At 45.5% G+C, this 20892-nt stretch carries 23 protein-coding genes and 1 pseudogene; 13 read left to right on the top strand and 11 right to left on the bottom strand.

Annotated features, from left to right (window positions below):
• Window positions 1-52: 52 nt before the first annotated feature.
• Window positions 53-172 carry a small protein SR7P gene (sr7p, locus tag L3V45_RS19685; protein WP_003152393.1) on the top strand — a complete coding sequence of 40 codons (120 nt, stop codon included), beginning with the start codon at window positions 53-55 and terminating at the stop codon, window positions 170-172.
• A gap of 40 nt (window positions 173-212) precedes the next feature.
• Here sr7p and L3V45_RS13925 read toward each other — a convergent pair whose 3' ends face one another.
• The 3 genes from L3V45_RS13925 to L3V45_RS13915 form a co-directional block, all read right to left on the bottom strand.
• The gene (locus L3V45_RS13925) at window positions 213-536 is read right to left on the bottom strand and encodes an AzlD domain-containing protein (RefSeq protein WP_003152394.1); all 324 of its coding nucleotides are present in this window, start codon (window positions 534-536) and stop codon (window positions 213-215) included.
• Window positions 533-1264 carry an AzlC family ABC transporter permease gene (locus L3V45_RS13920; RefSeq protein ID WP_003152395.1) on the bottom strand — a complete coding sequence of 244 codons (732 nt, stop codon included), beginning with the start codon at window positions 1262-1264 and terminating at the stop codon, window positions 533-535. Before L3V45_RS13920 ends, L3V45_RS13925 begins: the two co-directional genes overlap by 4 nt.
• Before the next feature lie 72 nt (window positions 1265-1336).
• Complete coding sequence (locus L3V45_RS13915) at window positions 1337-2143, bottom strand: TrmB family transcriptional regulator (RefSeq protein ID WP_003152396.1); 807 nt, start codon at window positions 2141-2143, stop codon at window positions 1337-1339.
• A 222-nt stretch (window positions 2144-2365) separates the two neighbouring features.
• Between L3V45_RS13915 and L3V45_RS13910 the strand changes: the two genes are divergently transcribed.
• From L3V45_RS13910 to L3V45_RS13900, 4 genes and pseudogenes are all read left to right on the top strand, one after another.
• Window positions 2366-3235, top strand: a complete 870-nt coding sequence (locus tag L3V45_RS13910; protein WP_003152397.1) for a cation diffusion facilitator family transporter — start codon at window positions 2366-2368, stop codon at window positions 3233-3235.
• 170 nt (window positions 3236-3405) lie between these two features.
• Window positions 3406-3456, top strand: a pseudogene (locus L3V45_RS19680) (hypothetical protein); the annotation flags it as partial.
• 47 nt (window positions 3457-3503) lie between these two features.
• Window positions 3504-3749, top strand: coding sequence for a hypothetical protein (locus L3V45_RS13905; RefSeq protein WP_139886877.1), 246 nt, complete (start codon window positions 3504-3506; stop codon window positions 3747-3749).
• Window positions 3750-3927: 178 nt separating this feature from the next.
• Complete coding sequence (locus tag L3V45_RS13900) at window positions 3928-4680, top strand: SGNH/GDSL hydrolase family protein (protein ID WP_024085691.1); 753 nt, start codon at window positions 3928-3930, stop codon at window positions 4678-4680.
• A 15-nt stretch (window positions 4681-4695) separates the two neighbouring features.
• Here L3V45_RS13900 and L3V45_RS19535 read toward each other — a convergent pair whose 3' ends face one another.
• The 3 genes from L3V45_RS19535 to L3V45_RS13890 all read right to left on the bottom strand — a co-directional run bounded on the left by L3V45_RS19535 (window position 4696) and on the right by L3V45_RS13890 (window position 5862).
• Window positions 4696-4824: a hypothetical protein gene (locus L3V45_RS19535; protein ID WP_003152400.1), complete on the bottom strand. Its 129-nt coding sequence runs from the start codon at window positions 4822-4824 to the stop codon at window positions 4696-4698.
• Between the two features lie 146 nt (window positions 4825-4970).
• Complete coding sequence (locus L3V45_RS13895) at window positions 4971-5480, bottom strand: type 1 glutamine amidotransferase domain-containing protein (protein ID WP_003152401.1); 510 nt, start codon at window positions 5478-5480, stop codon at window positions 4971-4973.
• 154 nt (window positions 5481-5634) lie between these two features.
• Complete coding sequence (locus L3V45_RS13890; RefSeq protein WP_003152402.1) at window positions 5635-5862, bottom strand: hypothetical protein; 228 nt, start codon at window positions 5860-5862, stop codon at window positions 5635-5637.
• A gap of 236 nt (window positions 5863-6098) precedes the next feature.
• On the opposite strand from L3V45_RS13890, the gene hmpA reads away from it, so the two are divergent.
• Window positions 6099-7289, top strand: a complete 1191-nt coding sequence (gene hmpA, locus L3V45_RS13885) for an NO-inducible flavohemoprotein (RefSeq protein WP_044053527.1) — start codon at window positions 6099-6101, stop codon at window positions 7287-7289.
• Between the two features lie 256 nt (window positions 7290-7545).
• Complete coding sequence (locus L3V45_RS13880) at window positions 7546-8103, top strand: SMI1/KNR4 family protein (RefSeq protein WP_015387850.1); 558 nt, start codon at window positions 7546-7548, stop codon at window positions 8101-8103.
• A 137-nt stretch (window positions 8104-8240) separates the two neighbouring features.
• Here the strand turns inward: L3V45_RS13880 and L3V45_RS13875 are convergent, their stop codons facing one another.
• Window positions 8241-9611 (bottom strand): aldehyde dehydrogenase, encoded by a 1371-nt coding sequence (locus tag L3V45_RS13875; RefSeq protein WP_025853277.1) that lies wholly within the window; start codon window positions 9609-9611, stop codon window positions 8241-8243.
• 338 nt (window positions 9612-9949) lie between these two features.
• On the bottom strand, window positions 9950-10552 hold the full coding sequence (gene rpsD, locus L3V45_RS13870) for a 30S ribosomal protein S4 (RefSeq protein WP_003152406.1): 603 nt from the start codon (window positions 10550-10552) through the stop codon (window positions 9950-9952).
• A 290-nt stretch (window positions 10553-10842) separates the two neighbouring features.
• On the opposite strand from rpsD, the gene L3V45_RS13865 reads away from it, so the two are divergent.
• Window positions 10843-12591 (top strand): sensor domain-containing diguanylate cyclase, encoded by a 1749-nt coding sequence (locus L3V45_RS13865; protein WP_003152407.1) that lies wholly within the window; start codon window positions 10843-10845, stop codon window positions 12589-12591.
• 34 nt (window positions 12592-12625) lie between these two features.
• Here L3V45_RS13865 and L3V45_RS13860 read toward each other — a convergent pair whose 3' ends face one another.
• A complete protein-coding gene (locus L3V45_RS13860; protein WP_025853271.1) occupies window positions 12626-13108 on the bottom strand; it encodes a GAF domain-containing protein in 483 nt (160 codons plus the stop codon).
• Window positions 13109-13233: 125 nt separating this feature from the next.
• Here L3V45_RS13860 and refZ point away from each other — a divergent pair, with 125 nt between their 5' ends.
• On the top strand, window positions 13234-13857 hold the full coding sequence (gene refZ / locus L3V45_RS13855) for a forespore capture DNA-binding protein RefZ (protein ID WP_007408038.1): 624 nt from the start codon (window positions 13234-13236) through the stop codon (window positions 13855-13857).
• Here the strand turns inward: refZ and hisJ are convergent.
• Complete coding sequence (gene hisJ, locus L3V45_RS13850; RefSeq protein ID WP_014305577.1) at window positions 13847-14659, bottom strand: histidinol-phosphatase HisJ; 813 nt, start codon at window positions 14657-14659, stop codon at window positions 13847-13849. The two genes, refZ and hisJ, sit on opposite strands and share 11 nt — an antisense overlap.
• 195 nt (window positions 14660-14854) lie before the next feature.
• Here hisJ and ezrA point away from each other — a divergent pair, with 195 nt between their 5' ends.
• Window positions 14855-16546 carry a septation ring formation regulator EzrA gene (ezrA, locus tag L3V45_RS13845; RefSeq protein WP_014305576.1) on the top strand — a complete coding sequence of 564 codons (1692 nt, stop codon included), beginning with the start codon at window positions 14855-14857 and terminating at the stop codon, window positions 16544-16546.
• Between the two features lie 113 nt (window positions 16547-16659).
• Here the strand turns inward: ezrA and brnQ are convergent, their stop codons facing one another.
• Window positions 16660-18000, bottom strand: coding sequence for a branched-chain amino acid transport system II carrier protein (gene brnQ, locus L3V45_RS13840; protein WP_003152412.1), 1341 nt, complete (start codon window positions 17998-18000; stop codon window positions 16660-16662).
• Window positions 18001-18193: 193 nt separating this feature from the next.
• Here brnQ and L3V45_RS13835 point away from each other — a divergent pair, with 193 nt between their 5' ends.
• The 3 genes from L3V45_RS13835 to L3V45_RS13825 all read left to right on the top strand — a co-directional run bounded on the left by L3V45_RS13835 (window position 18194) and on the right by L3V45_RS13825 (window position 20850).
• A complete protein-coding gene (locus L3V45_RS13835) occupies window positions 18194-19339 on the top strand; it encodes a cysteine desulfurase family protein (RefSeq protein ID WP_003152413.1) in 1146 nt (381 codons plus the stop codon).
• A gap of 3 nt (window positions 19340-19342) precedes the next feature.
• The gene (thiI, locus tag L3V45_RS13830) at window positions 19343-20548 is read left to right on the top strand and encodes a tRNA uracil 4-sulfurtransferase ThiI (protein WP_014305575.1); all 1206 of its coding nucleotides are present in this window, start codon (window positions 19343-19345) and stop codon (window positions 20546-20548) included.
• An 80-nt stretch (window positions 20549-20628) separates the two neighbouring features.
• On the top strand, window positions 20629-20850 hold the full coding sequence (locus L3V45_RS13825; protein WP_007408043.1) for an alpha/beta-type small acid-soluble spore protein: 222 nt from the start codon (window positions 20629-20631) through the stop codon (window positions 20848-20850).
• Window positions 20851-20892: the final 42 nt, after the last annotated feature.

The following is a 20892-nucleotide window of genomic DNA, read 5'->3' as shown; positions in this document are numbered from 1 at the left end:
GGAAATGAGTACAGTACATAGTAAAAGCAAAACAGGGAAGGGGTGCTGCGCCGTGAATTTCATGTTTACCATCGCCAAAGAAAGATTGCAGCGGGATCATTGGGAACAGCAGCAAAGCATAAACGCCGAAGCCGAGGAATCAGAGACGGAAGAAGAAAATCCGACATCATAAAGGTAAAGCCTCCATTCTATGGAATGGAGGCTTTTGATTGTCACCATATCAGCCTGACGGCGGCCATCAGCACGACTCCCGTGATGACCGTGATGGATAAGCTTTTTGTCAGCATCGCGCAAAGCAATGTCGGGATGAGAACGATCATTGCTTTCCAATCAAAGGTCAAAGCGCTGTTTGTTTTCACAATCATGCTTTCCGTTACCAGAGCCGTCAAAATGCAAAGCGGAATAAAGGAGAGCCATTTTAAAGCCAATTCAGGCATCTGAATGTTCCGGACAAATATAAACGGAACAATGCGCGGCACAAGTGTAACAATCATGCAGCCGAGTATAATCCAGATCATTTGTGTGCTGATGCTCATTTGTCCGTCACCACCCCGATCGTTGCCACAATCACGGTTGAGACGATGACCGCGATGTGTGACGGGACGAAATACGATAACAAGACCATAAAAATGATCATATAGAGAATTAAGGAGAGGCTGTGCTTCAGCTTTTCCGAAGCGGACGACTGCAATTGCAGCACAAGCAGCGCCGCAAACATAGCGGGCAAAGCAAAGTCCAGGCCGAGAGCGTAAGGATCAGATATCCATTGTCCGAGAAGCCCGCCCATCACGCAGGAAATAACCCAGCACATGTAAGCGGTTATATTGAGGCCGTTCATCCACTTATCGTATAACCTGCCGTTCTGAGCCGCTTTGTTCACCGCTACTCCGAAAGATTCGTCAGTAAGCAGAGCCCCGAAGCCGATATTTTTCGCCAGAGAGTATTTCGTGAAATACGGCGCGATAGTCAGGCTCAGCAGAAGGTGCCGCAGATTGACGATAAACGTCGTTAAAATAATGGCGGAAATCGGACTCCCGGAAACAAGGAGCGAGCAAATAATAAATTGGGCGGCGCCGGCATAGACACACAAGGATAACAAACAGATTTCAAGAATGCTTAGATGAGAGGCAACCCCGACGATGCCGAAAGCAAAACCGATGCTCATATAGCCCAGCAGCGTAGGCACACAATCCCGCACCCCCTGTAAAAACGTATCGTTCATTTCCCGGGAAACGGCGGTTTTTTGCACTTCTGTGTTAATCATTTTTTATACTCCTTTCATAGAGATTATAATGATAACGACTAATGAAAAAATCAAAGAAAATACGGTTCACATTTATATGAACCGATTTCCGGTGACGACATGAAATAACGAATGGTTTTGTTTCATCAGGCCTTCAACTTTTTCAGCCCCGACTTCTTTCACAAGCTCCGCGAACATCAGATCGTGCCTCATATATTCCATGGCCACGAGAACGAGAGCGGGGTCTTCTGATTTAATGGCCCAGGCATTCGTCTGCGGAGAAAAATTGGCGATTAAGACTTCTTTATTATCTCGGGCAGCTATCGTTAATCTTCCGCCCATCCGTTTCTCCGCCACTTCAGGAGACATATTATGATTTGTCGTATTTCCGAGCTTCACTTCCGGAGGGCCGAACACAATCGAAAAGACGGGCAATTGTTCGGCGGCGCGTTTATTAGCGGCTTCTTGAATAAAGGGAATCTGCTGTTCCCAGACAGACAGCCACAACTCTTCCTCGGCTTTTTCAATCATTTCCTTCATCTCATTGATGACATGATCATTCGTGCTGATGCGGCGGATGACATTCATCTCCTGCTCGCTTTCCAGCGCCAATAACTTTTCCTCAAGGTAGCCGAATGAGCTCTCGAAATCGTGCCGGAGCCGGTCGATTAATTCCTTTCCGGCCAGCGGGGCATATGTAACCGGATCAGACGGCACAATATGGACAGCGCCTTTATCAACTAATTTCCCCAATACCTCATAGATCATTGAGCGGGGGACGCCTGACCTTTTGCTGATTTCATATCCGGTAACAGGCGAGTGTTTCAACAAGCCGATATATGCTTTACATTCATATTGAGAAAATCCAAACTTCTGTAATTCTTTCAGAACATCATCCATAAACATCCTCCGTAGTGGTTATTCATGAAACTACTATAATGTAAGCGGTTATATCTTGTCAATGGGACTTGAGTGCTGAAAGAAAGGTTCGCCTGTTTTGTCGCTTTCCAACTTAGTTTATAGTGAGTTACATGTATGGCTTTTGTGAAAAACGTTGCCGTAGACCCACACGAATGCCGTTTGATACGATAAATACAAGAAGTCAAAAAGAGGAGGATCACGGTGGAAAACACCTCTAAAATCGCTTTTTTATCGGTTATAAGCAATTCCCTGGTTGTCATGCTCAAAATAGTGGTGGGGATAATAACCGGATCTGTCGCGATACTTTCAGAAGCCATTCATTCTTTTTTAGATTTGATCGCCGCCTTCATCGCCTTTATCTCCGTCAGGATTTCAAAAAAGCCGGCTGATACAGGGCATCCGTACGGTCATGGAAAAGTCGAGAATCTGTCGGGGACCATCGAGACGATGCTGATTTTTGCGGCAGGGATTTGGATGATATATGAATGCGTTCAAAAACTGGTCAACCCGGCTCCGGTTCATCTGCCCGTATTGGGAATCGTTGTGATGCTTGCGGGGGCTCTCATTAATTTGATCGTTTCGAAGTTCGTAAAAAGAGAAGCCGAAAAGGTTAATTCCGTGGCAATGAAATCGAATGCCCTGCATTTACTGACTGACGTGTACACATCATTAGGCGTAGCGGCAAGCCTTTTGGTCGTTACCTTAACGGAGTGGTACATACTTGATCCCATTATAGGTATGGTGCTGGCGGTGTATATCATATATGAAGCGTTTAAGTTAATGAAAGAAGCATTCCCGCCGCTGATTGATACCCGTTTGTCGGAAGAGGAAGAAAAAACAATTTTAAAGATTATCGAAACATTTCAACAGGAATTTATTGAAATTCACGATTTTCGTACAAGACGCTCCGGCCCCCAGGAGTATATTGATTTTCACCTGGTCGTAGCCTCTCACGTGGCGATTAAAGACGTGCACGACCTGTGTGACCGCATTGAAAGAGATATTACGAATGAATTCAAACAAGCACAGGTAATGATTCACCCCGAGCCGGAGAGCGAGAGGAAGAAATAATCGATCTTAAGTTTGCGTTTGTTCCCGGCAAAATGCCTGCAAAAGGCCCGTTTCCACGGGTCTTTTTGTTGTATAAATGACTATTTCTCGCTCATATGAGAGAGAAGCTTATACACGTGAGGGGTACATTTCATACGTTATGTTGTAAAGAAAAAGGGAGGTGAACAGAATTGAACGCTATTTCTGTTAAAGAAATTGAACATGGAGTTGCCGTTGCGGAAAGAGAAGGTTTAGGGGAGTATTTATACCAAGAACCGGTTTCCAAAAAATGTTCGCGCCGTTCCCGCAGCAGAAAACGGACACACCGTTCCCGCAGCAGAAGACGGACGCATCACCGGACACACCGCTCCCGCAGCAGAAGACGGACGCATCACCGGACACACCGTTCCCGCAGCAGAAGACGGACGCATCACCGGACACACCGTTCCCGCAGCAGAAGACGGACGCATCGCCGGACACACCGTTCCCGCAGCAGACGGTCACATCAAAAACGTACCCGCAAGCGCTGTTTTAAATGCTGAAGCAGACTCTATTACAAGTAATGGAGATCTGCTATAATGGCAAGAGAACTGCATAAAAGATCCGGTATCATCATCTGCGGACACTGAACTGACAACATGGCGCTGTTTGTTCGTGTCCGTTTTTTATGTCAAAAAAGATGCCGGAGGATAAAAAGGAAGGGATGACGCCGAATGAAGCTGAATGAGGAATTTTATGACTCTGAAGGAAAGACAGTCTCTTCGCAAAACATAAGCAGCAAGCTTTTGCATATCACGGACAGCGGGCATATCAGCATTGACTTCATCAGCATAAGCAGGCTGCGGAAGGCTTCAAAAATCGCGATCTTAGGTGACAGCGTCGCCCGGGGGCTGCGCGCGGAATACGGCTTTGGTGACATTCTGAAAGACCGGACAGACGCTGAAATAACCAATCTGTCTGTCAGCGGCGTTAATATGAGCAACCACGGAAGCGATAACATTTATCAGCAAGCGCTTAAAACAAAGGGACATGATGTCATCATTGTCCAGGGAACAGATGATGATTGGTGCAACCACATTCCCATCGGCACAGATGAAAAGGATATCACCACATTTTACGGAGGCTTCTGTCAAGTGATTCAGCAGCTGCGAAGCGGAAATAAAGGCGCGAGCATCATTGTGGTGACCCCAACGAGACAAGCAAAAATATCAAAAGGAAAAATCGTCCGCCGTGATACTGATAAAAATAAACTGGGCCTGAAGCTGGCTGACTATGTGAAAGCCCAAAAAGAAGCCTGCACACTCCTCTCTGTACCGTATGCCGACCTGTTTGATACAGATCTCATCGACCCGTATAATCCCGCTTTCCGCAGCATGTGCATGTCAGAAGGTCTTCATCCGAACGAGAAAGGGCATCAAATCATTTTTCAGGAAATCTGCCGGAATTATTATTACTATTACGGGTAACACAGCGCTGCATGATTATTTTCGGCCTTGCTTTTCTAAAAGCTCAATTATTCTTTGAGATGCGTGTTTTTGCGCTCTCAAAAGCGAAATGATATTACCGGTAAAACCGATTAAAATGATCAGCAGCAAAATGATCATCCACATAAGTGAACCTCCCGTCGAGTGTTGAAAAACCCACTCTTTATTTTACTTATTATGGATGGGGAAGAGAATAGGTCTAACTATTGGTGTTTCTTTATCAATCCATAAAAAAATGCACAGACTGAACGGGTCTGTGCATTTTTATTCGCTTATTTCAGCAGGTTCAATGATTCACGATTAAAGGCTTCCAAATCGTCAGGCGTTCTGCTCGTTACGATGTTATGGCTCACGACGACTTCTTCATCTTTATAATGTGCGCCGGCATTGATTAAGTCTTTGCGGATGCTGCGGAATCCCGTGATATCTTTTCCTTTAAGAAGGTCGGTATCAATCAGCAGCTGCGGGCCGTGGCAGATCGCGAAAACGGGTTTCTGATTTTCCACGAATGATTTAGTGAATTCACCCGGGCGGTCATCTCCCCGCAGAAGATCTGGTGAAAAGCCTCCGGGAATCAATAACGCATCGAATTCCTTGGGGTCTGCGTCTGAGATCGCTTGATCGATCTTTACTTTCTCACCGTGCTTGCCCGTCACTTCTTTCCCTGCTTCTAAATCTATTGTCACCACACTGTGGCCCGCTTCTTTAAATGCTTCCGCCGGGCTTGTATATTCAATATCCTCAAATTGATCTGTCATCAGAACTGCGATTTTTTTGCTCATCATCATGCCTCCTGTGAATTTGTATATGACAAGAATATCAGGCGGATTGCCGCCTCACAACGTATTTGCTTGAAGATACGGCATGAAAAAAGACCCCTCTGAAAAAGAGGAGCCAAAAGGTACGGAGGTCTGCTGAGGCAAGAAATCGAACCAATTACTTTTTGCGTCTTTTTTTATCCTTTTTACACCCGCATTTCCCCGGATCGCCCGGATCAATGACTTCGTGAATTGTTTCTTCCTGATAAACGTGGCGGGGAACATAACGGATATGTTCTCTGTTAATGTGTTTGATGGGATGGACGTAAACCACTTCTTTGTCAGTATACTTGTCAGTCACAATATACTTAGGGTCACAGTAATACACTTTCGATTTTTTACCCATTCATCTCACCTCCCGTACTTTATTAAATGCTGAAAAGGAGGATTTTGCATCGGACAAGTACACTATGGAAAGTCCACAATTTTCCAGCTGTAATTTCGTTTTTCTGGTTTTTCCTGAATCCGTCTCAAATTGGAATGGCTAACCCTTTTTGAACGGGGAAATCTATAAAAAAGAATTCAAAAACGATTCTTTTCTCAGGTCAATCGAGATGCATACATCTTTAGGGGGATTTCAGAATGCTCGATGAAAAAACGATTGAAATCATTAAAAGCACAGTGCCGGTCTTAGAAGAGCATGGTGAAGAAATCACAGGCCGATTTTATGACCTGCTTTTTCAGCATCACCCTGAGCTGCTGAATATCTTTAATCAGACGAATCAAAAGAAAAAAACACAGCGTACGGCCTTGTCGAATGCTGTGATTGCGGCCGCAGCCAATATTGACCGGCTGGAAAACATAGTCCCCGTCGTTAAACAAATCAGCCATAAGCACCGGAGTATCGGTGTTAAGCCCGAGCATTATCCAATCGTTGGAAAGTACTTGTTAATCGCGATAAAGGATGTGCTAAAAGACGGGGCTGCTCCTGAGGTCATTCAGGCATGGGAAAAAGCATACGGCGTCATTGCAGACGCTTTTATCGGAATTGAGAAGGACATGTATAAACAAGCGGAAACGCAAAAAGGCGGCTGGAAAGACGATAAGGCGTTTAAAATTGATAAAAAGGTAAAAGAAAGCAAAGAGATAACGTCGTTTTATTTAAAACCGGAAGACGGACAAGTTCTCCCCGAATTCAAAGCGGGACAGTATATCAGTGTAAAAGTATACATTCCGGACACGGGTTATACGCATATCCGCCAGTACAGTTTGTCGGATGTATCCGGTAAGGATTATTACCGGATTTCCGTGAAAAAAGACGGAATTGTTTCTTCATATCTGCATGACCAATTACACGAAAAGGATTCAATTGAGATCAGCGCTCCGGCCGGGGATTTCGTATTAGACCCTGATTCCAAAAAGAATCTGGTTCTCATCAGTGCCGGTGTCGGAATTACCCCGATGATCAGCATGTTAAAGACGGTTGCCAAAACCCAGCCGCAGCGAAACGTTCTCTTTATCCATGCGGCAAGGAGCGGAGAGTATCATGCGCTGCGGCATGAAGCTGAAGAAGCCGCGGAACACTCATCCGCTGACACCGTCTTTATTTACAGCGAACCGTCCGAACAAGACCGTTCAGAAAACATTCGTTTTCGGGAAGGCCGGATTGACAAACAGCTGTTAGAAGAAGTGATGACAGATAAAGATGCTGATTTTTACCTGTGCGGATCCCCGTCGTTCATTAAAGAAATGAAAAAGCTGATTTCTGAATTCAATATAACGCCGGAATCCATTCACTATGAATTATTTGAACCGCAGCTGAGTATGGTGTGATGTAACAACATCTTAGACAGTCTGTTTAACAGACTGTCTTTATATGTTTAATACGAAAGGTTTTCCCCATAACATAGAATTTTCAAGCAGGTAAATCATATTCAAAGTCGTATTATCCTAAAAAGACAAAGTTTTTTATGTCCCAACATACTTCAGTAGCCGGATGGAAAGGTTCTCTTCCTGATACTTCAACTGGAACATTGGCTCCTGCTCTTGTGAATAAAATAGCAATGCTCTAATAATAAGAGGTGGCTCAATGGCAGTTTTTGTTGAAAAAACGCTCCAAGGTCTAAAAGAATTAATTGATGAAAAAGGCCGCTTGAACATTTTAGGGAATGAAGGAACGCTTTTAGAAACAGAATGTACTTTCTTTAAAGGTGCAACAGATCTGGAGATTGAGAGTTTTGAGAAGAAAATAAAAGTCTCACTTCCTGAAGATTATAAAACCTTTTTAAAATTGCATAACGGAGCCAGAATATTTGATTTGTTGATTTACGGTGAGAATGTAGGTGGGGGTTTGCATATTCTTGATTTAGAAGAGATTGAAAAGTATATGCAAAATGGTTTTTTAGAGCCTCAGTTTATTCCTGTCGCACATCTGTTAGACGGATGTTATTTGTTAATTGACAAAACCAAAATTTCTACAGATCCAAACTATTTATGGTTCCGCGGATTTATTGAGTATGAACCAATGAAACTTAATTTTGAGATATTTTTAGATCGGTATATTTTGTGTCAAGGAGCAAATTTTTGGGAGTGGAATATCTATACCGCTGAAAATTATTATAGGACTCACCAGGGTGATAAGGATTAACCTTTCCTACAGTTGGGTTGGTTCATTTTTGCGGTTAGACTTCGATTTGAACTTTTAAAAATAGGTTTAATTTGGGAGACGAACCGATTAATTGGTGTATAGATGATTTATAAAAAGCGCAGATACTCTGCGCTTTTTTATTTAAGTATTTTCCGGATCATTCGCAGCCCGTTTTTGGAAGAAGGATAACGGAAAGCGAGGTCGAAGCGGTTCGTTTGTTTGACGACGCTTTTTTTGTGCGTAAATGCGTTAAAGCTGTTAAATCCGTGATAGCTGCCGATGCCGCTTTCTCCGACGCCGCCGAATGGCAAATACGGTGTCGCGACGTGCATTAACGTATCATTGACACAGCCGCCGCCAAATGACAGATTCTCTAAAACAGTTCGCTCGATTCCTTTGTTTGTTGTGAAGACATAAAGAGCGAGCGGCTTTGGGCGTGATTGGACTTTCTCGATGACTTCATCGATATCGCCGTATGTAAACAGCGGAAGAATCGGCCCGAAAATCTCCTCCTGCATTACTGGAGAGTCATCCTTCACTTGATCTAGAATCGTCGGCGCTATTTTGTGGTGTTCAGGATTAAATTGTCCGCCTGTAAGCGGGACGCCATCATTCAGAAAGCTGAGCAGCCGCTGATAGTGGCGTTCACTGACGATTTTGCCGTACTGCGGATTTTGTTCAGGCTGAGGGCCGTAAAATTCACTGATCGCATGCTTCATTTCTTCTATGAGCTTCGTTTTGATATCTTGGTGGACAACTAAATAATCCGGTGCGATGCAGGTTTGCCCTGCATTTGTAAATTTCCCGAAGACGATGCGTTTGGCGGCAAGCTGTATATCAGCATCCTTATGGACAATGCAGGGACTTTTGCCGCCGAGCTCCAAGGTAACGGGAATTAATTGTTTGGAGGCGGCCTCCATAACGATTTTTCCCACGGCAACGCTTCCTGTGAAGAAAATATAGTCAAAGGGCTGCTGTAATAAAACAGTGCTGACGTCGGGCCCGCCCTCCGCCATAGCGACATAATCACTCGGAAAAACGCTGCTGATAAGTTTAGAAAGAACAGCGGAAACCGCAGGCGTATATTCTGACGGTTTGAGAACGACTGTGTTTCCGGCCGCAATGGCTCCAATCAAGGGTGAAAGCGCCAGCTGCAAGGGATAATTCCAAGGCGCAATCACCAAAACGATTCCATATGGCTCAGGGATAATCATGCTTTTCGAGCCCAGGTGAGTCAGAGGCGTTTTGACTCGCTTCGGTTTGACCCATTTTCTCAGCCGCTTCATCACAAAACTGATTTCTTCCAGAACAATTCCGATTTCTGTCGTGTACGCCTCCTGTTCGGATTTGTGGAGATCCTGATAGAGAGCGGCTGCTATATCGGCTTCTTGTGTTTTGATGGCTTGTTTCAGCTTTTGCAATATGTTCAGCCTTGATTCTAGCGGTCTCGTATGCCCCGCCGCAAAATAGGCTTTGTGCTTGCTGACGATAGAGGGGATGCTGTTCATTCCGTCTCTCCTTTTTGTAAGTATGATGATTCATTATGTAAAAAATCGCTTCTGCCTGTCAAATGATTAAGGTGAGTCAGAAAAAATAACAAACTCATTTCTGCGTTTCGGCAGGAATTTGATGAAAAAGAGAATTCTTTTTGCGGCATTATCTGTTGCAGGCATTATGGGGTTTTCTAATGTACATGTAGTTGAAAAGCCGGTTGGCACATAAAAAAAAGCCCCGGACAGGGGCTTTTTTAATAAAGAGAGGGAACAGCCCAAAAGAAAAACCCCGGAAACATTGTCATCACAACATGTCCGGGGTTTAATCCAATGCTCTTTAAAGAGCGTTTTACTTAACGGGAGTAGAACTCAACGATAAGCGCTTCGTTAATTTCCGGAGCAAGCTCAGAGCGCTCTGGAAGACGAGTGAATGTACCTTCAAGCTTTTCAGCGTCGAAAGTAAGGTACTCAGGAACGAAGTTGTTTACTTCTACAGATTCTTTGATGATAGAAAGGTTTCTTGATTTTTCGCGAACACCGATTGTTTGACCAGGTTTTACTTGGTAAGACGGAATGTCAACGCGGCTTCCGTCAACAAGGATGTGACCGTGGTTAACTAATTGGCGAGCTTGACGGCGAGTGCGTGCAAGACCGAGCTTGTACACAACGTTATCAAGACGTGCATCTAAAAGAATCATGAAGTTTTCGCCGTGTTTACCAGTCATTTTTGCCGCTTTGTCAAACAATGTGCGGAATTGACGTTCGTTTACACCGTACATGTGACGAAGTTTTTGCTTTTCTTGCAATTGCAAACCGTATTCTGATAGTTTTTTACGCTGTCCCGGACCGTGGGGACCTGGTGCGTAAGGGCGTTTTTCTAATTCTTTACCTGTACCGCTAAGAGAGATTCCTAAACGGCGGGACAGTTTCCAAGATGGACCTGTATAGCGAGCCATAATGTGACTCCTCCTTTGGTTTTATTTTGTGGAAAATAAAAACCGTCTGTTCGATCCGACCGTGCACATTTTGTTTTCATGTATCCTCGCTCCAGCAGCAGAGAGTTACACGATACACCTTACAGCTAAGGAACAAAATGCAAACACAGAAGCTGAACAAAAAGGCTGCAATATTTCACACAAAGAACATTATATGATTTTTCCCCGCCGCCGTCAACCATTTCTCCATGAAGAGTGCCGGTTTATGATATAATGTACAAAAATGAGTAGTACATGTTTAGGTGATAAAAATGAAAAAACAAACAATTGATGAAGTGACGGCCTTTCATCAGAAAATGCTTTCTTTTTTCTTAACGAAATCTGAATCCGTCTCATTATCCGACTCGCTGTTATGGCTGGCCTCAGCTCTAGAATCCTGCTTTACATCTCTTTCATTGACCCTTTCACCGGCAGAATCAACACGTTTCACCATAAAAACAGAAGATGAACCGCATTATGCTCCGCTGAAAGAGAGTGACGGCCGTTTTATGATCAGGAATCAGACGTCCGGCAGATCCTTTTATCTGCGCTCGGAAGGCGGGCTGCCGATCCCGGAATCATTGCCTGAGATCGTTACTCAGTTTATCAATCAATCTGTGAGACAAAGCGGGCTGTTTGACAAAACGAAGCATCAGCGGAAAATTCACAGAATGACAGAAATGTTCCATTCGCTTTTGGATCAAAATGAGGTTTTGGAAAAACTGCAGGCAAGTTTGAGTACGGCTTTCCGGTCTTTCCGCTTTTCACTGTTTATCACGCAGGATCAGGATACGGACAGACAGCTTCCCGCAAAAGAATTACATATGGATGGAAAAGATGCCGATCCGTCTGCCCTGAAGGTTTATTTATCGGGGAGACTGCTCAGAAAAGGCAGGTCATCTGCTTACCTGCCGATCAAAGGCCAGCAGGGGACTTACGGGGTTCTGAAGACGGAGGGGCTGCAGGATGCCGTTCTTTCGTGCAGTACTCTCAGTGAAATGCTGCTGCTTGCGGGCGCGGCGGGAAAAGCATTTGAAAATGCGCAGCTCTATGAGCAATCGAAAAAAAGCATTGCGAATCTGGAGCTCATTAATGAAACATCGCGCCAGCTGAATCAGCGCCTCAGACTCACTGACACGATGCGGGAACTCGCCGCCATTATGACCCAATCATTTCATGCGGAAGAAGTGGCTTTTTTTCATATTGATCATTTTGAGACGCAAAATCTGCTTCCGGGACATACCGCTTTTTTTAAGACAGAACGTGCGAACCCCTATATCAGCATTGTGAAAGAAAAGCTGTTCGAGGGAGAAAAGGGCGTGTTTATCGGCAGCGGAAAGACTGTATTCGGCGAAAACGGCTTCGGCTCGCTGATGGCGGTGCCGATGATCGAAAATGACACCGTCTTCGGGTTCGCGATTTTATTGAAAAAGGATTTGTATGCTTTTACGTTTGAAATGTATAAGCTTTTTCAAGCGCTCATTCACCATGCGACATTGGCGGTCACGAACTCCATGCTGCGCGACAGGCTTGAGCATCTTGTTCAGACAGACCAGCTGACGGAGCTGTATTCAAGAACCTATTTGGATGAGAAAATTCAATACAGCATGAAAATTCATAAACGGGGTGTATTCATCCTCGTTGATATCGATAATTTCAAAACCATTAATGATACATACGGTCATCAAACGGGAGATTCGATCCTGATTCAGGTGGCCTCCGTTATGAAAAACCATATTCGTGAGCATGATGTCGCTGCAAGGTGGGGGGGCGAGGAGCTGGCTGTCTATCTGCCGAATATCAACGTGTCATCCGGAGAACGCATCGCTAAAAGGCTGGTTCGCGCCATCCGGGAAAACACCGAGCCGCGCGTGACGATTTCCTGCGGCGTTTCCTGCTGGTCAAAGACAGGCCCGATGCCGTTGAAAATGCTCGTTCAGCAAGCGGACGAGGCGCTTTATATCGCCAAACGGAACGGCAAAAACCGGCTGATCATCCACCAAAACAGCACGACGACATAAAAAAGGAGCCGGCCTGCCGGCCGGGCTCCTTTTTTTATCCTAATCGTTTTTCAAGCGTTTCAACAAACTTTGCTAAATAGGCTTCGTCCGTTTCATCAAAACGGTTTTTCACAGGGCTGTCAATGTCCAGCACACCGATCACTTCACCGTTTACGCGGATCGGGAGGACGATTTCTGACTGGGAAGCCGCGTCACAGGCGATATGTCCCGGGAACGCATTCACATCGGCAATCCGCTGCACGGCGCCGTTAGAGTAGGCAGTGCCGCATACGCCTCTGCCGAACGGGATGCGCACACAGGCAGGAAGTCCTTGAAACGGTCCGAGCACGAGCTCGCCCTCTTTAGCGAAGTAAAACCCCGCCCAGTTGACTTCATGTAATGAATGGTATAAAAGCGCTGATGCATTCGCGTAATTTGCGATCGCATCCGTTTCATCTTCTGTCATGGCTTCGAGCTGTTTAAGCAGAAGCTGATAACTTTTTTCTTTATCTCCGGATTGTTTTTCGACATGAAACATGGAAAACCCTCACTTTTTCTATAATATCAAACAAAGTTCCGGCCGTTCTGCCGGCATTTGTCGAGAAGTTCTTACAGGAACGGCGCCTTTCTGCTTGAATTGTTACACATAAAGGGGTGAGCCGTATGAAAGTAAGCACCAAAGACAAAATTATTAACGCCGCTGTCCAGCTGTTTAACCAAAAAGGTTATTCCGGCACGTCCGTCCGTGAAATCGCAAAGTCAGCTGATGTAAATGTTGCGCACATCTCCTACTATTTTAAAGGGAAAGGCGGATTAATGGAACATTTAGTTTCCGAGTTTTACGAAGGCTATACTGAAGCGCTGGAAAAAGCCGCCGTCAGTATGAACGGTGAAGACGCGCAGGAACGCATCCTGCGGGTGATTTTCGATATTTTATCCTATCAGCACGATAACCGTCAATTAACGCGGTTTGTGTACCGGGAAGTGACGATTGATTCCGTGCTTATCAGGGAAATTATGTCTACTTACTTAATGAAAGAAAAATATATTTTCCAGCTGGTGATTGAAGAAGGGCAGTCACGCCACAGACGGCTGACGCTGCCCGTGCCGCATTTTATTCTGCAATTGAAATCCCTCTTGATGATGCCGTATCTTCAGCCTCAATACATTACAGAGGTGCTCTATATGCAGCCTCATGAACCGTACTTTTATAAAAGGTATTTTGAAGAGGTGAAGATCTGGATCGAAAGCGTGTTCCGACGGCCTGATGCGGCGCTTATGAAGTAATGATGCTTTTGTACGTTTCATAGGAACTGCCGACATCTTCCGCTTGATGGGCGTCCGACCCGAATATGAGCGGGATTTTTTTTTGCTTCGCCGTCTCAGCCATCCAATCCTCCATGTATACTTCCCCGGCAAACTTCTTTCTGAGCCCGGATGTATTCACATCCAGCTCCATTCCGTGTTCTTTCACGGCGTCAAGACAGCGGGCCGCAAGCTCTCTTATTTGAGGTGACATGCTGTAAGGGAAAAGGCGCGCGAATTTTTTGACGAGCGTGATATGGCCGACCCGTTTTGGCTTAAAGGGGCCGAGCGGTGTTACAATGGAAGAATACACAGTTTCATAGTATTGTTCATATACGGCTTCAACGCTTCCGAAGTGCGCGGCGAGCTGCTGAAAGGCGTGCTCGTCAAAATCGAGGCAGATATAAGACGGACCGGTCTTCAAAAAATGAACGGATAAAATGCCGTCATCCAGTGAGGGGCCGTACGTGTTCAGAAACGCCGCGGTTTCCTCTTCATACCCTGTGATAAAATCAGTTTCTAGCCCGGTCAGAATGCTGATTTGTCCATCGTATTCCTTTTTCAGCTGTGACAGCCGCTCCAAATAAACCTCCATCTGTCTGAGATCCATCGCGCTGTCCTGAAGCGGTACGGGATCTTGAAATGACGGAGGAAGGGGGGCGTGCTCTGTAAATGTGATCGAGTCAAAGCCTCTTTCCAGGGCCTTTTCGACATATTCTTTCAGCGCATCCTTCGAGCCGTGAGGGCAAAAAGGCGTGTGGATATGAGCGTCTCGTTTTTCCATTTGTGTCACTCCATTAAAAAATTGCAGAATCCTGCCGAAATTATGCAAAAAGTTTTTGATTTCTGGTCAAAAAATGTTGGTTACATGGTATCATAATAACAATGAAAACGACAGATTTTCTCAATACATATATTGAAATCTTTCTGAATACATAAAACACCCTGACAGATTAAGAGAACAACAAGGGGGCTCATTATGGAGTTAGTCATCGGATTATTGGTTATACTGCTCGCGCTCTTTGCGGCGGGCTACTTTTTCAGGAAAAAAATTTATACGGAAATTGACCGGCTGGAGTCATGGAAGATTGAAATTTTAAACCGTTCGATAGTGGAAGAAATGTCCAAGATCAAACATCTGAAAATGACCGGAGAGACGGAAGAGTTCTTTGAAAGATGGCGCGAAGAGTGGGATGAAATTGTCACAGCCCATCTGCCGAAAGTAGAAGAGCTCCTTTATGATGCCGAAGAGAACGCCGACAAATACCGGTTTAAAAAAGCGAATCAGGTGCTTGTCCACATCGACGACCTCCTCACTGCAGCCGAATCAAATATAGAAGGCATACTGCGTGAGATCAGCGATCTTGTGACGAGCGAGGAAAAAAGCCGCGGAGAGATTGAACAGGTGCGTGAGCGGTATTCAAAAGCGCGAAAAAACCTTCTGGCGTACAGCCATCTCTACGGAGAGCTATATAACAGTCTGGAGACGGATCTCGACGAAATCTGGAGCGGCATAAAAAAGTTCGAAGAAGAGACGGAAAGCGGCAATTACATCAAAGCGAGAAAAGTGCTGCTTGAACAGGACCGCAGACTGGATCAGCTTCAAACATACATAGATGACGTTCCGAAACTGCTCGCTGACTGTAAACAGACCGTGCCTAACCAAATTGCCAAGCTGAAAGACGGCTACCGGGAAATGACGGAAAAAGGCTACAAATTGGAGCATATTCAAATCGAAAAAGAGCTGGAGACACTCACCAATCAATTGAAACGGGCCGAAAGCGCGCTTTTGGAAGAATTAGATGTCGACGAAGCGTCCGCCATTCTTCAGCTGATTGATGAAACCATTCAATCGATGTATGAACAGCTGGAAGGCGAAGTGGAAGCCGGACAGTCCGTATTAAGCAAAATGCCTGAGCTGATCATCGCGTATGAGAATCTTGAGGAAGAAAAAGACCGCACAAAAACCGAAACGGAGCTCGTCAAGGAAAGCTATCAGCTGACGGCGGGAGAAATCGGCAGACAGCATGCTTTCGAAAAACAGCTGGAAACGATCGGCCGGCTCCTTGAGCAGGCGAGAGAAAAGCTTGACGGTGAGCATGTCGCTTACTCTCTGCTGATTGAAGAAGTCGAGGCCATCGAAAAGCAGATGGAAGAAGCTCAGAAAGAACATGCCGAATACCGTGAAAATCTGCAGGCGCTCAGAAAAGAAGAACTGCAGGCGCGGGAAACGCTGATGAATCTTCGGAAAACCATTTCTGACACGGCCCGAATGCTGCAAAAAAGCAACGTGCCGGGAATTCCTGAACAAGTCAAGGACAAGCTCGAGACGGCAAATCATCATATAGAAGAGACCGTCAGCCAATTGGAAGAGCTGCCGTTAAACATGGAGGAAGCCGCCAAACATCTGACCGAAGCTGAAAAGGTGGTTGCGGAAGTCAGCGAAGAGGCGGAACAACTTGTGATTCAGGTGAAGCTGATTGAGCGGATCATCCAGTACGGCAACCGTTTCCGAAGCCAGAATCATATTTTATCCGAACAGCTGAAAGAAGCGGAACGGCTGTTTTACGCTTACAGCTATAATGAAGCTTATGAGATGGCGGCAGATGCTGTTGAAAAAGCAGCTCCCGGCGCCGTGAAAAAAATTAAAGCTGATCAATCTGCTTCATAGACGCACAAGCAAAAACTGCACCCTGATGGAAATCAGAGGTGCAGTTTTTTTGTTTCTCACGGAATATAAAAAGCGCCTATGGCTGATATACATCAAACCGCAGGCGCTGAATGTTACGATTTTGCTTTATTTAATTCGATAGGCGGGCTGATAAAAAACGTGATGATGCAGCCGATGATCGCTCCGGCAATGCCCGGAAGCACCCAGCCGATTCCCATGCTGTAAAGCGGAAGATTTGCGTTTAAGAATGAATCTAATGATCCGAGCGGAATGCCGGCTGCCTTCAAACCGTCCAGGATACTGAACAGCCCCGTTCCGATCAGGCAGGCGATATAGACTTCGCGTCTTTCCTTAAAGATTTTATCAATAAAGGAAAGGACGATAATGACAATCGCCAGCGGGTAAATGGCTGATAAAATAGGAACTGAAAATGCAATAATCTCAGCAAGTCCGAAATTTGAAATCGCCAGACTGAACAGCGTGACAATCGTAACCACCATTTTGTATGATAAAGCGGGAATCAATTTTGAAAAATATTCGCCGCAAGATGTGACAAGCCCGATGCTTGTCGTTAAACACGCAACGGTGATGGCGGCACCGAGAACGATGTTTCCCAGTGAACCGAACAGGTAATCAGATGAAGCTGATAAAATCTTTGCGCCTTCGCCGAGCGGCCCGACAGCGTCCGTGCTTGTCGCTCCCAAATAGGCCAAAGATAAATAAATGAATGTCAAACCCGCCGCTGCAATCAGACCCGCTTTAATACAAGCGGCCGCGAGCGCTTTACGCTGGGTGACGCCCCTGCTTTTAACAGCGTTGACGACAACGACGCCGAAGACGATTGAGGCGAGTGCATCCATTGTTTTATAGCCTTCCAAAAATCCTTTGAACACCGGCGTTCCGGAATATGCCTGATGTACGGCGCCCAGCCCGCCCATCGGAGTGACGATGGCTTTTACGACAATGATTAAAATGATACCGAATTTAATGGGAGTCAAAATCTTTCCGACTCTGTCCACGATTTTGGACGGGTTAAGAGCTAAATAATACGTAATAGAAAAAAAGATCAACGTGAAAACAAATAAAGATAATCTTTCCGGAATGCCGCTTAAAAACGGAACTGCACCGATTTCATATGAAACGGTTCCGGTTCTCGGAATCGCGAAAAGCGGCCCGATTGATAAATAAAGCACAACGGTGAAAATAGTGCCGAATACCGGGTGAGCCTTATCGGCAAGTCCTTTCGCGTCTTTGCCCGTTAATGCGATGGCGATAATACCTAAAAGCGGCAGTCCTACGCCGGTCAGTAAGAAACCGCCCATCGCTTTCCAGACATTATGCCCCGCCGCTTGCCCAAGCTCCGGCGGATATATCATATTTCCTGCCCCGAAAAAAAGTGCGAAGAGCATGAAACCGATAATAACGGTATCTTTGACAGGTAGTGAGTGTTTCATAAAAGTCCTCCTAAATACTATGTTGAAATATTCTGTCAATTAATTGTCAGATAATATAACAAAACGAACATTACTTATTATATGGCAATGTACAGAGAAGTCAATACTCGATTTATTGCGAATTTCTATTTACTTTTGTTATGGTAGCATAAATATCATACGATGTACCGTTTTCATAAAAGGAGTAAAAAAAATGATATATTTAGACAACAGCTCAACGACCGAGCCGTATGAAGAGGTTTTGGAAGTGTATAAACAGACGAGCAGCCGTTATTTCGGCAATCCTTCGTCTCTGCACCAGTTAGGAACTGAGACGGAGCAGCTCCTTGAAGCGGCCGCTCAGCAAATAAAAAGAACCTTACGTTTAAAAAATTATGATATTGTATTTACATCAGGCGCGACTGAAGCGAATAACGCTGCGTTAAAGGGAGCGGCCTGGGCAAACATGAGTAAAGGAAGACATATCATTGCTTCGGCGATTGAGCATCCTTCTGTGACGGAGACGCTTGATCAGCTGACAGAGCTGTTCGGCTTTGAAGTCACATATCTTCCGGCCGATCAAAACGGCTTCGTTTCTTTGAAAGACGTCAAATCTGCTATCAGGCCGGATACGATAATCGTCAGCGTCATGCATGTCAATAACGAAGTCGGCTCCATTCAGCCCGTAAAGGAAATCGGCGGGTTTTTGAAGCAGCACCGGAATATTCTGTTTCATGTTGATCATGTGCAGGGCATTCATAAAGTTCCTCTGTCTATAGAAGAAGCGGGCATTGACCTTTGCACTGTTTCAGGGCATAAGTTTCACGGCTTAAAAGGGACCGGAGCGCTTATCGTCAAAAAAGGAACGCGGCTCATTCCGCTTATAACGGGCGGCTCGCAGCAAAAAGGCGTCCGGGCCGGAACAGAACATACGGCAGGCGCCGTTTCCCTTGCGAAAGCGATCAATCTTTCCTCGCGTGACATGAATGAGCGGCTTTCTTCCGTGGAGGCTGCCAAGAATGCGCTCATGGAAAGGCTGAGCGGGGCGGACGGGGTCGTCATCAACACTCCCGCCGAAAACAGCGCTCCGCATATCATTAATTTTTCCGTTCCGGGCGTGAAGGCCGAAGTGCTGCTGCACATGCTTGAGGAAAAAGGAATATATGTCTCCACAACCGCGGCATGTTCGGCAAGAGAGCATAAACCGAGCCGTGTTCTTCTGCAAATGAATAAAGGCGAACAGATTGCATCAAGCAGCATCAGAGTCAGCCTGAACTTCAGCCATACGGCTGACATCACGGAGCCGTTTATGGCCGCGCTGGTGCCGGCTGTTCAAAAACTAAAAAAAATGATGAGGTAGCATATGAATTACGATCATATTTTAATCCGTTTTGGTGAAATATCCACAAAAGGAAAAAACAGACGCAGTTTTATTGAAAGATTAAAACAAAATATCCGCCTGGTATTAAAGGATTATAAAAAAGTAAAATACTTTTCAAACCGGGACCGGATGTCAATTACACTTAATGGAGAAAACCCGGAGGAAATTTGTTCCTTATTAAAGAATATATTCGGCATTCAAAGTTTCAGTCTCGCAATTAAATGCGAAAGCAAGCTGGAAGACATTAAAAAAACGGCTTTAGCCGCGATAGAAGACGAATATAAACCGGGGAATACGTTTAAGGTCGAGACCAAACGGGCTTACAAGCAGTTTGAATTAGATACGAATGCGATGAACGCTGAAATCGGCGGCCATATTTTGAAAAACACGGATGGATTAACCGTCGATGTGAAAAATCCCGATATTCCGCTTCGGATTGAAATCAGGGAGGAAGCGACATTCCTGACCATTCGTAACGAAAAAGGCGCCGGAGGCCTTCCTGTCGGTTCCGCGGGTAAAGCGATGCTGATGCTTTCCGGCGGTTTTGACAGTCCGGTCGCCGGTTTTTACGCGATGAAACGGGGATTATCAGTTGAAGCCGTACATTTCTTCAGTCCGCCGTATACGAGCGAACGGGCAAAGCAGAAAGTCATGGATCTCGCGGGATGCCTCGCGAAGTTCGGCGGCAGTATGACGCTTCATATCGTGCCGTTTACAAAGACGCAGGAACTCATCCAAAAACAAATCCCGGAAAACTATACGATGACGGCGACGCGGCGTCTTATGCTGCAAATCGCGGACAGAATCAGAGAAGAACGAAAAGCGCTCGCGATCATTACGGGGGAAAGCCTCGGGCAGGTAGCGAGCCAGACGCTTGAAAGCATGTATGCGATCAATGCCGTGACGGCAACGCCGGTTTTGCGCCCTTTAATCGGAATGGACAAAACAGAAATCATCGAGAAATCAAAAGAAATCGGCACTTATGAAACAAGCATTCAGCCGTTTGAGGATTGCTGCACCATCTTTACGCCGCCAAGTCCGAAAACACGTCCGAAAAAAGAAAAAATCGAGCACTTCGAAAGCTTCGTTGATTTTGAACCGCTGATTGCAGAGGCCGCTGCCGGTATCGAAACCATCACTGTTTACTCAGAGCAGGAAGCTCACGATAAGTTTGCCGGCCTGTTTTAAAACTGTATACAATTACCAAAGTTTTTTTGAATGAAGACATGTGTTTTATCACATTCTATACTCACAAGGAGGTGATACACATGTCACAACAATCAAACAGCGGAAACAGCAACCAGCTTTTAGTGCCAGGCGCTGCTCAAGCTATCGACCAAATGAAGTATGAAATCGCTTCTGAATTCGGTGTAAACCTTGGACCGGAAACAACTTCTCGCGCCAACGGTTCTGTCGGTGGAGAAATCACAAAACGTCTTGTCTCTTTTGCTCAGCAAAGCATGGGCGGAAGCAGCCAGCAGCAGTTTTAATCACAACTTCACATAATGGCTAAGAGAGCGGGGAATTCCCCG

The organism is Bacillus sp. R45, from assembly GCF_021729365.1.
Taxonomy (GTDB): domain Bacteria; phylum Bacillota; class Bacilli; order Bacillales; family Bacillaceae; genus Bacillus; species Bacillus velezensis.
Note: the sequence above shows the minus strand (reverse complement) of the source record. Positions and strands in the feature narration are given on the sequence as shown.

Excerpts from the sequence above, each read along its gene's own strand:
- L3V45_RS13925 (WP_003152394.1), bottom strand. The coding sequence starts at position 536 with ATGAGCATCAGCACACAAATGATCTGGATTATACTCGGCTGCATGATT.
- L3V45_RS13920 (WP_003152395.1), bottom strand. The coding sequence starts at position 1,264 with ATGATTAACACAGAAGTGCAAAAAACCGCCGTTTCCCGGGAAATGAAC.
- L3V45_RS13915 (WP_003152396.1), bottom strand. The coding sequence starts at position 2,143 with ATGGATGATGTTCTGAAAGAATTACAGAAGTTTGGATTTTCTCAATAT.
- L3V45_RS13905 (WP_139886877.1), top strand. The coding sequence starts at position 3,504 with ATGTTCGCGCCGTTCCCGCAGCAGAAAACGGACACACCGTTCCCGCAG.
- L3V45_RS13900 (WP_024085691.1), top strand. The coding sequence starts at position 3,928 with ATGAAGCTGAATGAGGAATTTTATGACTCTGAAGGAAAGACAGTCTCT.
- L3V45_RS19535 (WP_003152400.1), bottom strand. The coding sequence starts at position 4,824 with ATGTGGATGATCATTTTGCTGCTGATCATTTTAATCGGTTTTACCGGT.
- L3V45_RS13895 (WP_003152401.1), bottom strand. The coding sequence starts at position 5,480 with ATGAGCAAAAAAATCGCAGTTCTGATGACAGATCAATTTGAGGATATT.
- L3V45_RS13890 (WP_003152402.1), bottom strand. The coding sequence starts at position 5,862 with ATGGGTAAAAAATCGAAAGTGTATTACTGTGACCCTAAGTATATTGTG.
- hmpA (WP_044053527.1), top strand. The coding sequence starts at position 6,099 with ATGCTCGATGAAAAAACGATTGAAATCATTAAAAGCACAGTGCCGGTC.
- L3V45_RS13880 (WP_015387850.1), top strand. The coding sequence starts at position 7,546 with ATGGCAGTTTTTGTTGAAAAAACGCTCCAAGGTCTAAAAGAATTAATT.
- L3V45_RS13875 (WP_025853277.1), bottom strand. The coding sequence starts at position 9,611 with ATGAACAGCATCCCCTCTATCGTCAGCAAGCACAAAGCCTATTTTGCG.
- rpsD (WP_003152406.1), bottom strand. The coding sequence starts at position 10,552 with ATGGCTCGCTATACAGGTCCATCTTGGAAACTGTCCCGCCGTTTAGGA.
- L3V45_RS13865 (WP_003152407.1), top strand. The coding sequence starts at position 10,843 with ATGAAAAAACAAACAATTGATGAAGTGACGGCCTTTCATCAGAAAATG.
- L3V45_RS13860 (WP_025853271.1), bottom strand. The coding sequence starts at position 13,108 with ATGTTTCATGTCGAAAAACAATCCGGAGATAAAGAAAAAAGTTATCAG.
- refZ (WP_007408038.1), top strand. The coding sequence starts at position 13,234 with ATGAAAGTAAGCACCAAAGACAAAATTATTAACGCCGCTGTCCAGCTG.
- hisJ (WP_014305577.1), bottom strand. The coding sequence starts at position 14,659 with ATGGAAAAACGAGACGCTCATATCCACACGCCTTTTTGCCCTCACGGC.
- ezrA (WP_014305576.1), top strand. The coding sequence starts at position 14,855 with ATGGAGTTAGTCATCGGATTATTGGTTATACTGCTCGCGCTCTTTGCG.
- brnQ (WP_003152412.1), bottom strand. The coding sequence starts at position 18,000 with ATGAAACACTCACTACCTGTCAAAGATACCGTTATTATCGGTTTCATG.
- L3V45_RS13835 (WP_003152413.1), top strand. The coding sequence starts at position 18,194 with ATGATATATTTAGACAACAGCTCAACGACCGAGCCGTATGAAGAGGTT.
- thiI (WP_014305575.1), top strand. The coding sequence starts at position 19,343 with ATGAATTACGATCATATTTTAATCCGTTTTGGTGAAATATCCACAAAA.
- L3V45_RS13825 (WP_007408043.1), top strand. The coding sequence starts at position 20,629 with ATGTCACAACAATCAAACAGCGGAAACAGCAACCAGCTTTTAGTGCCA.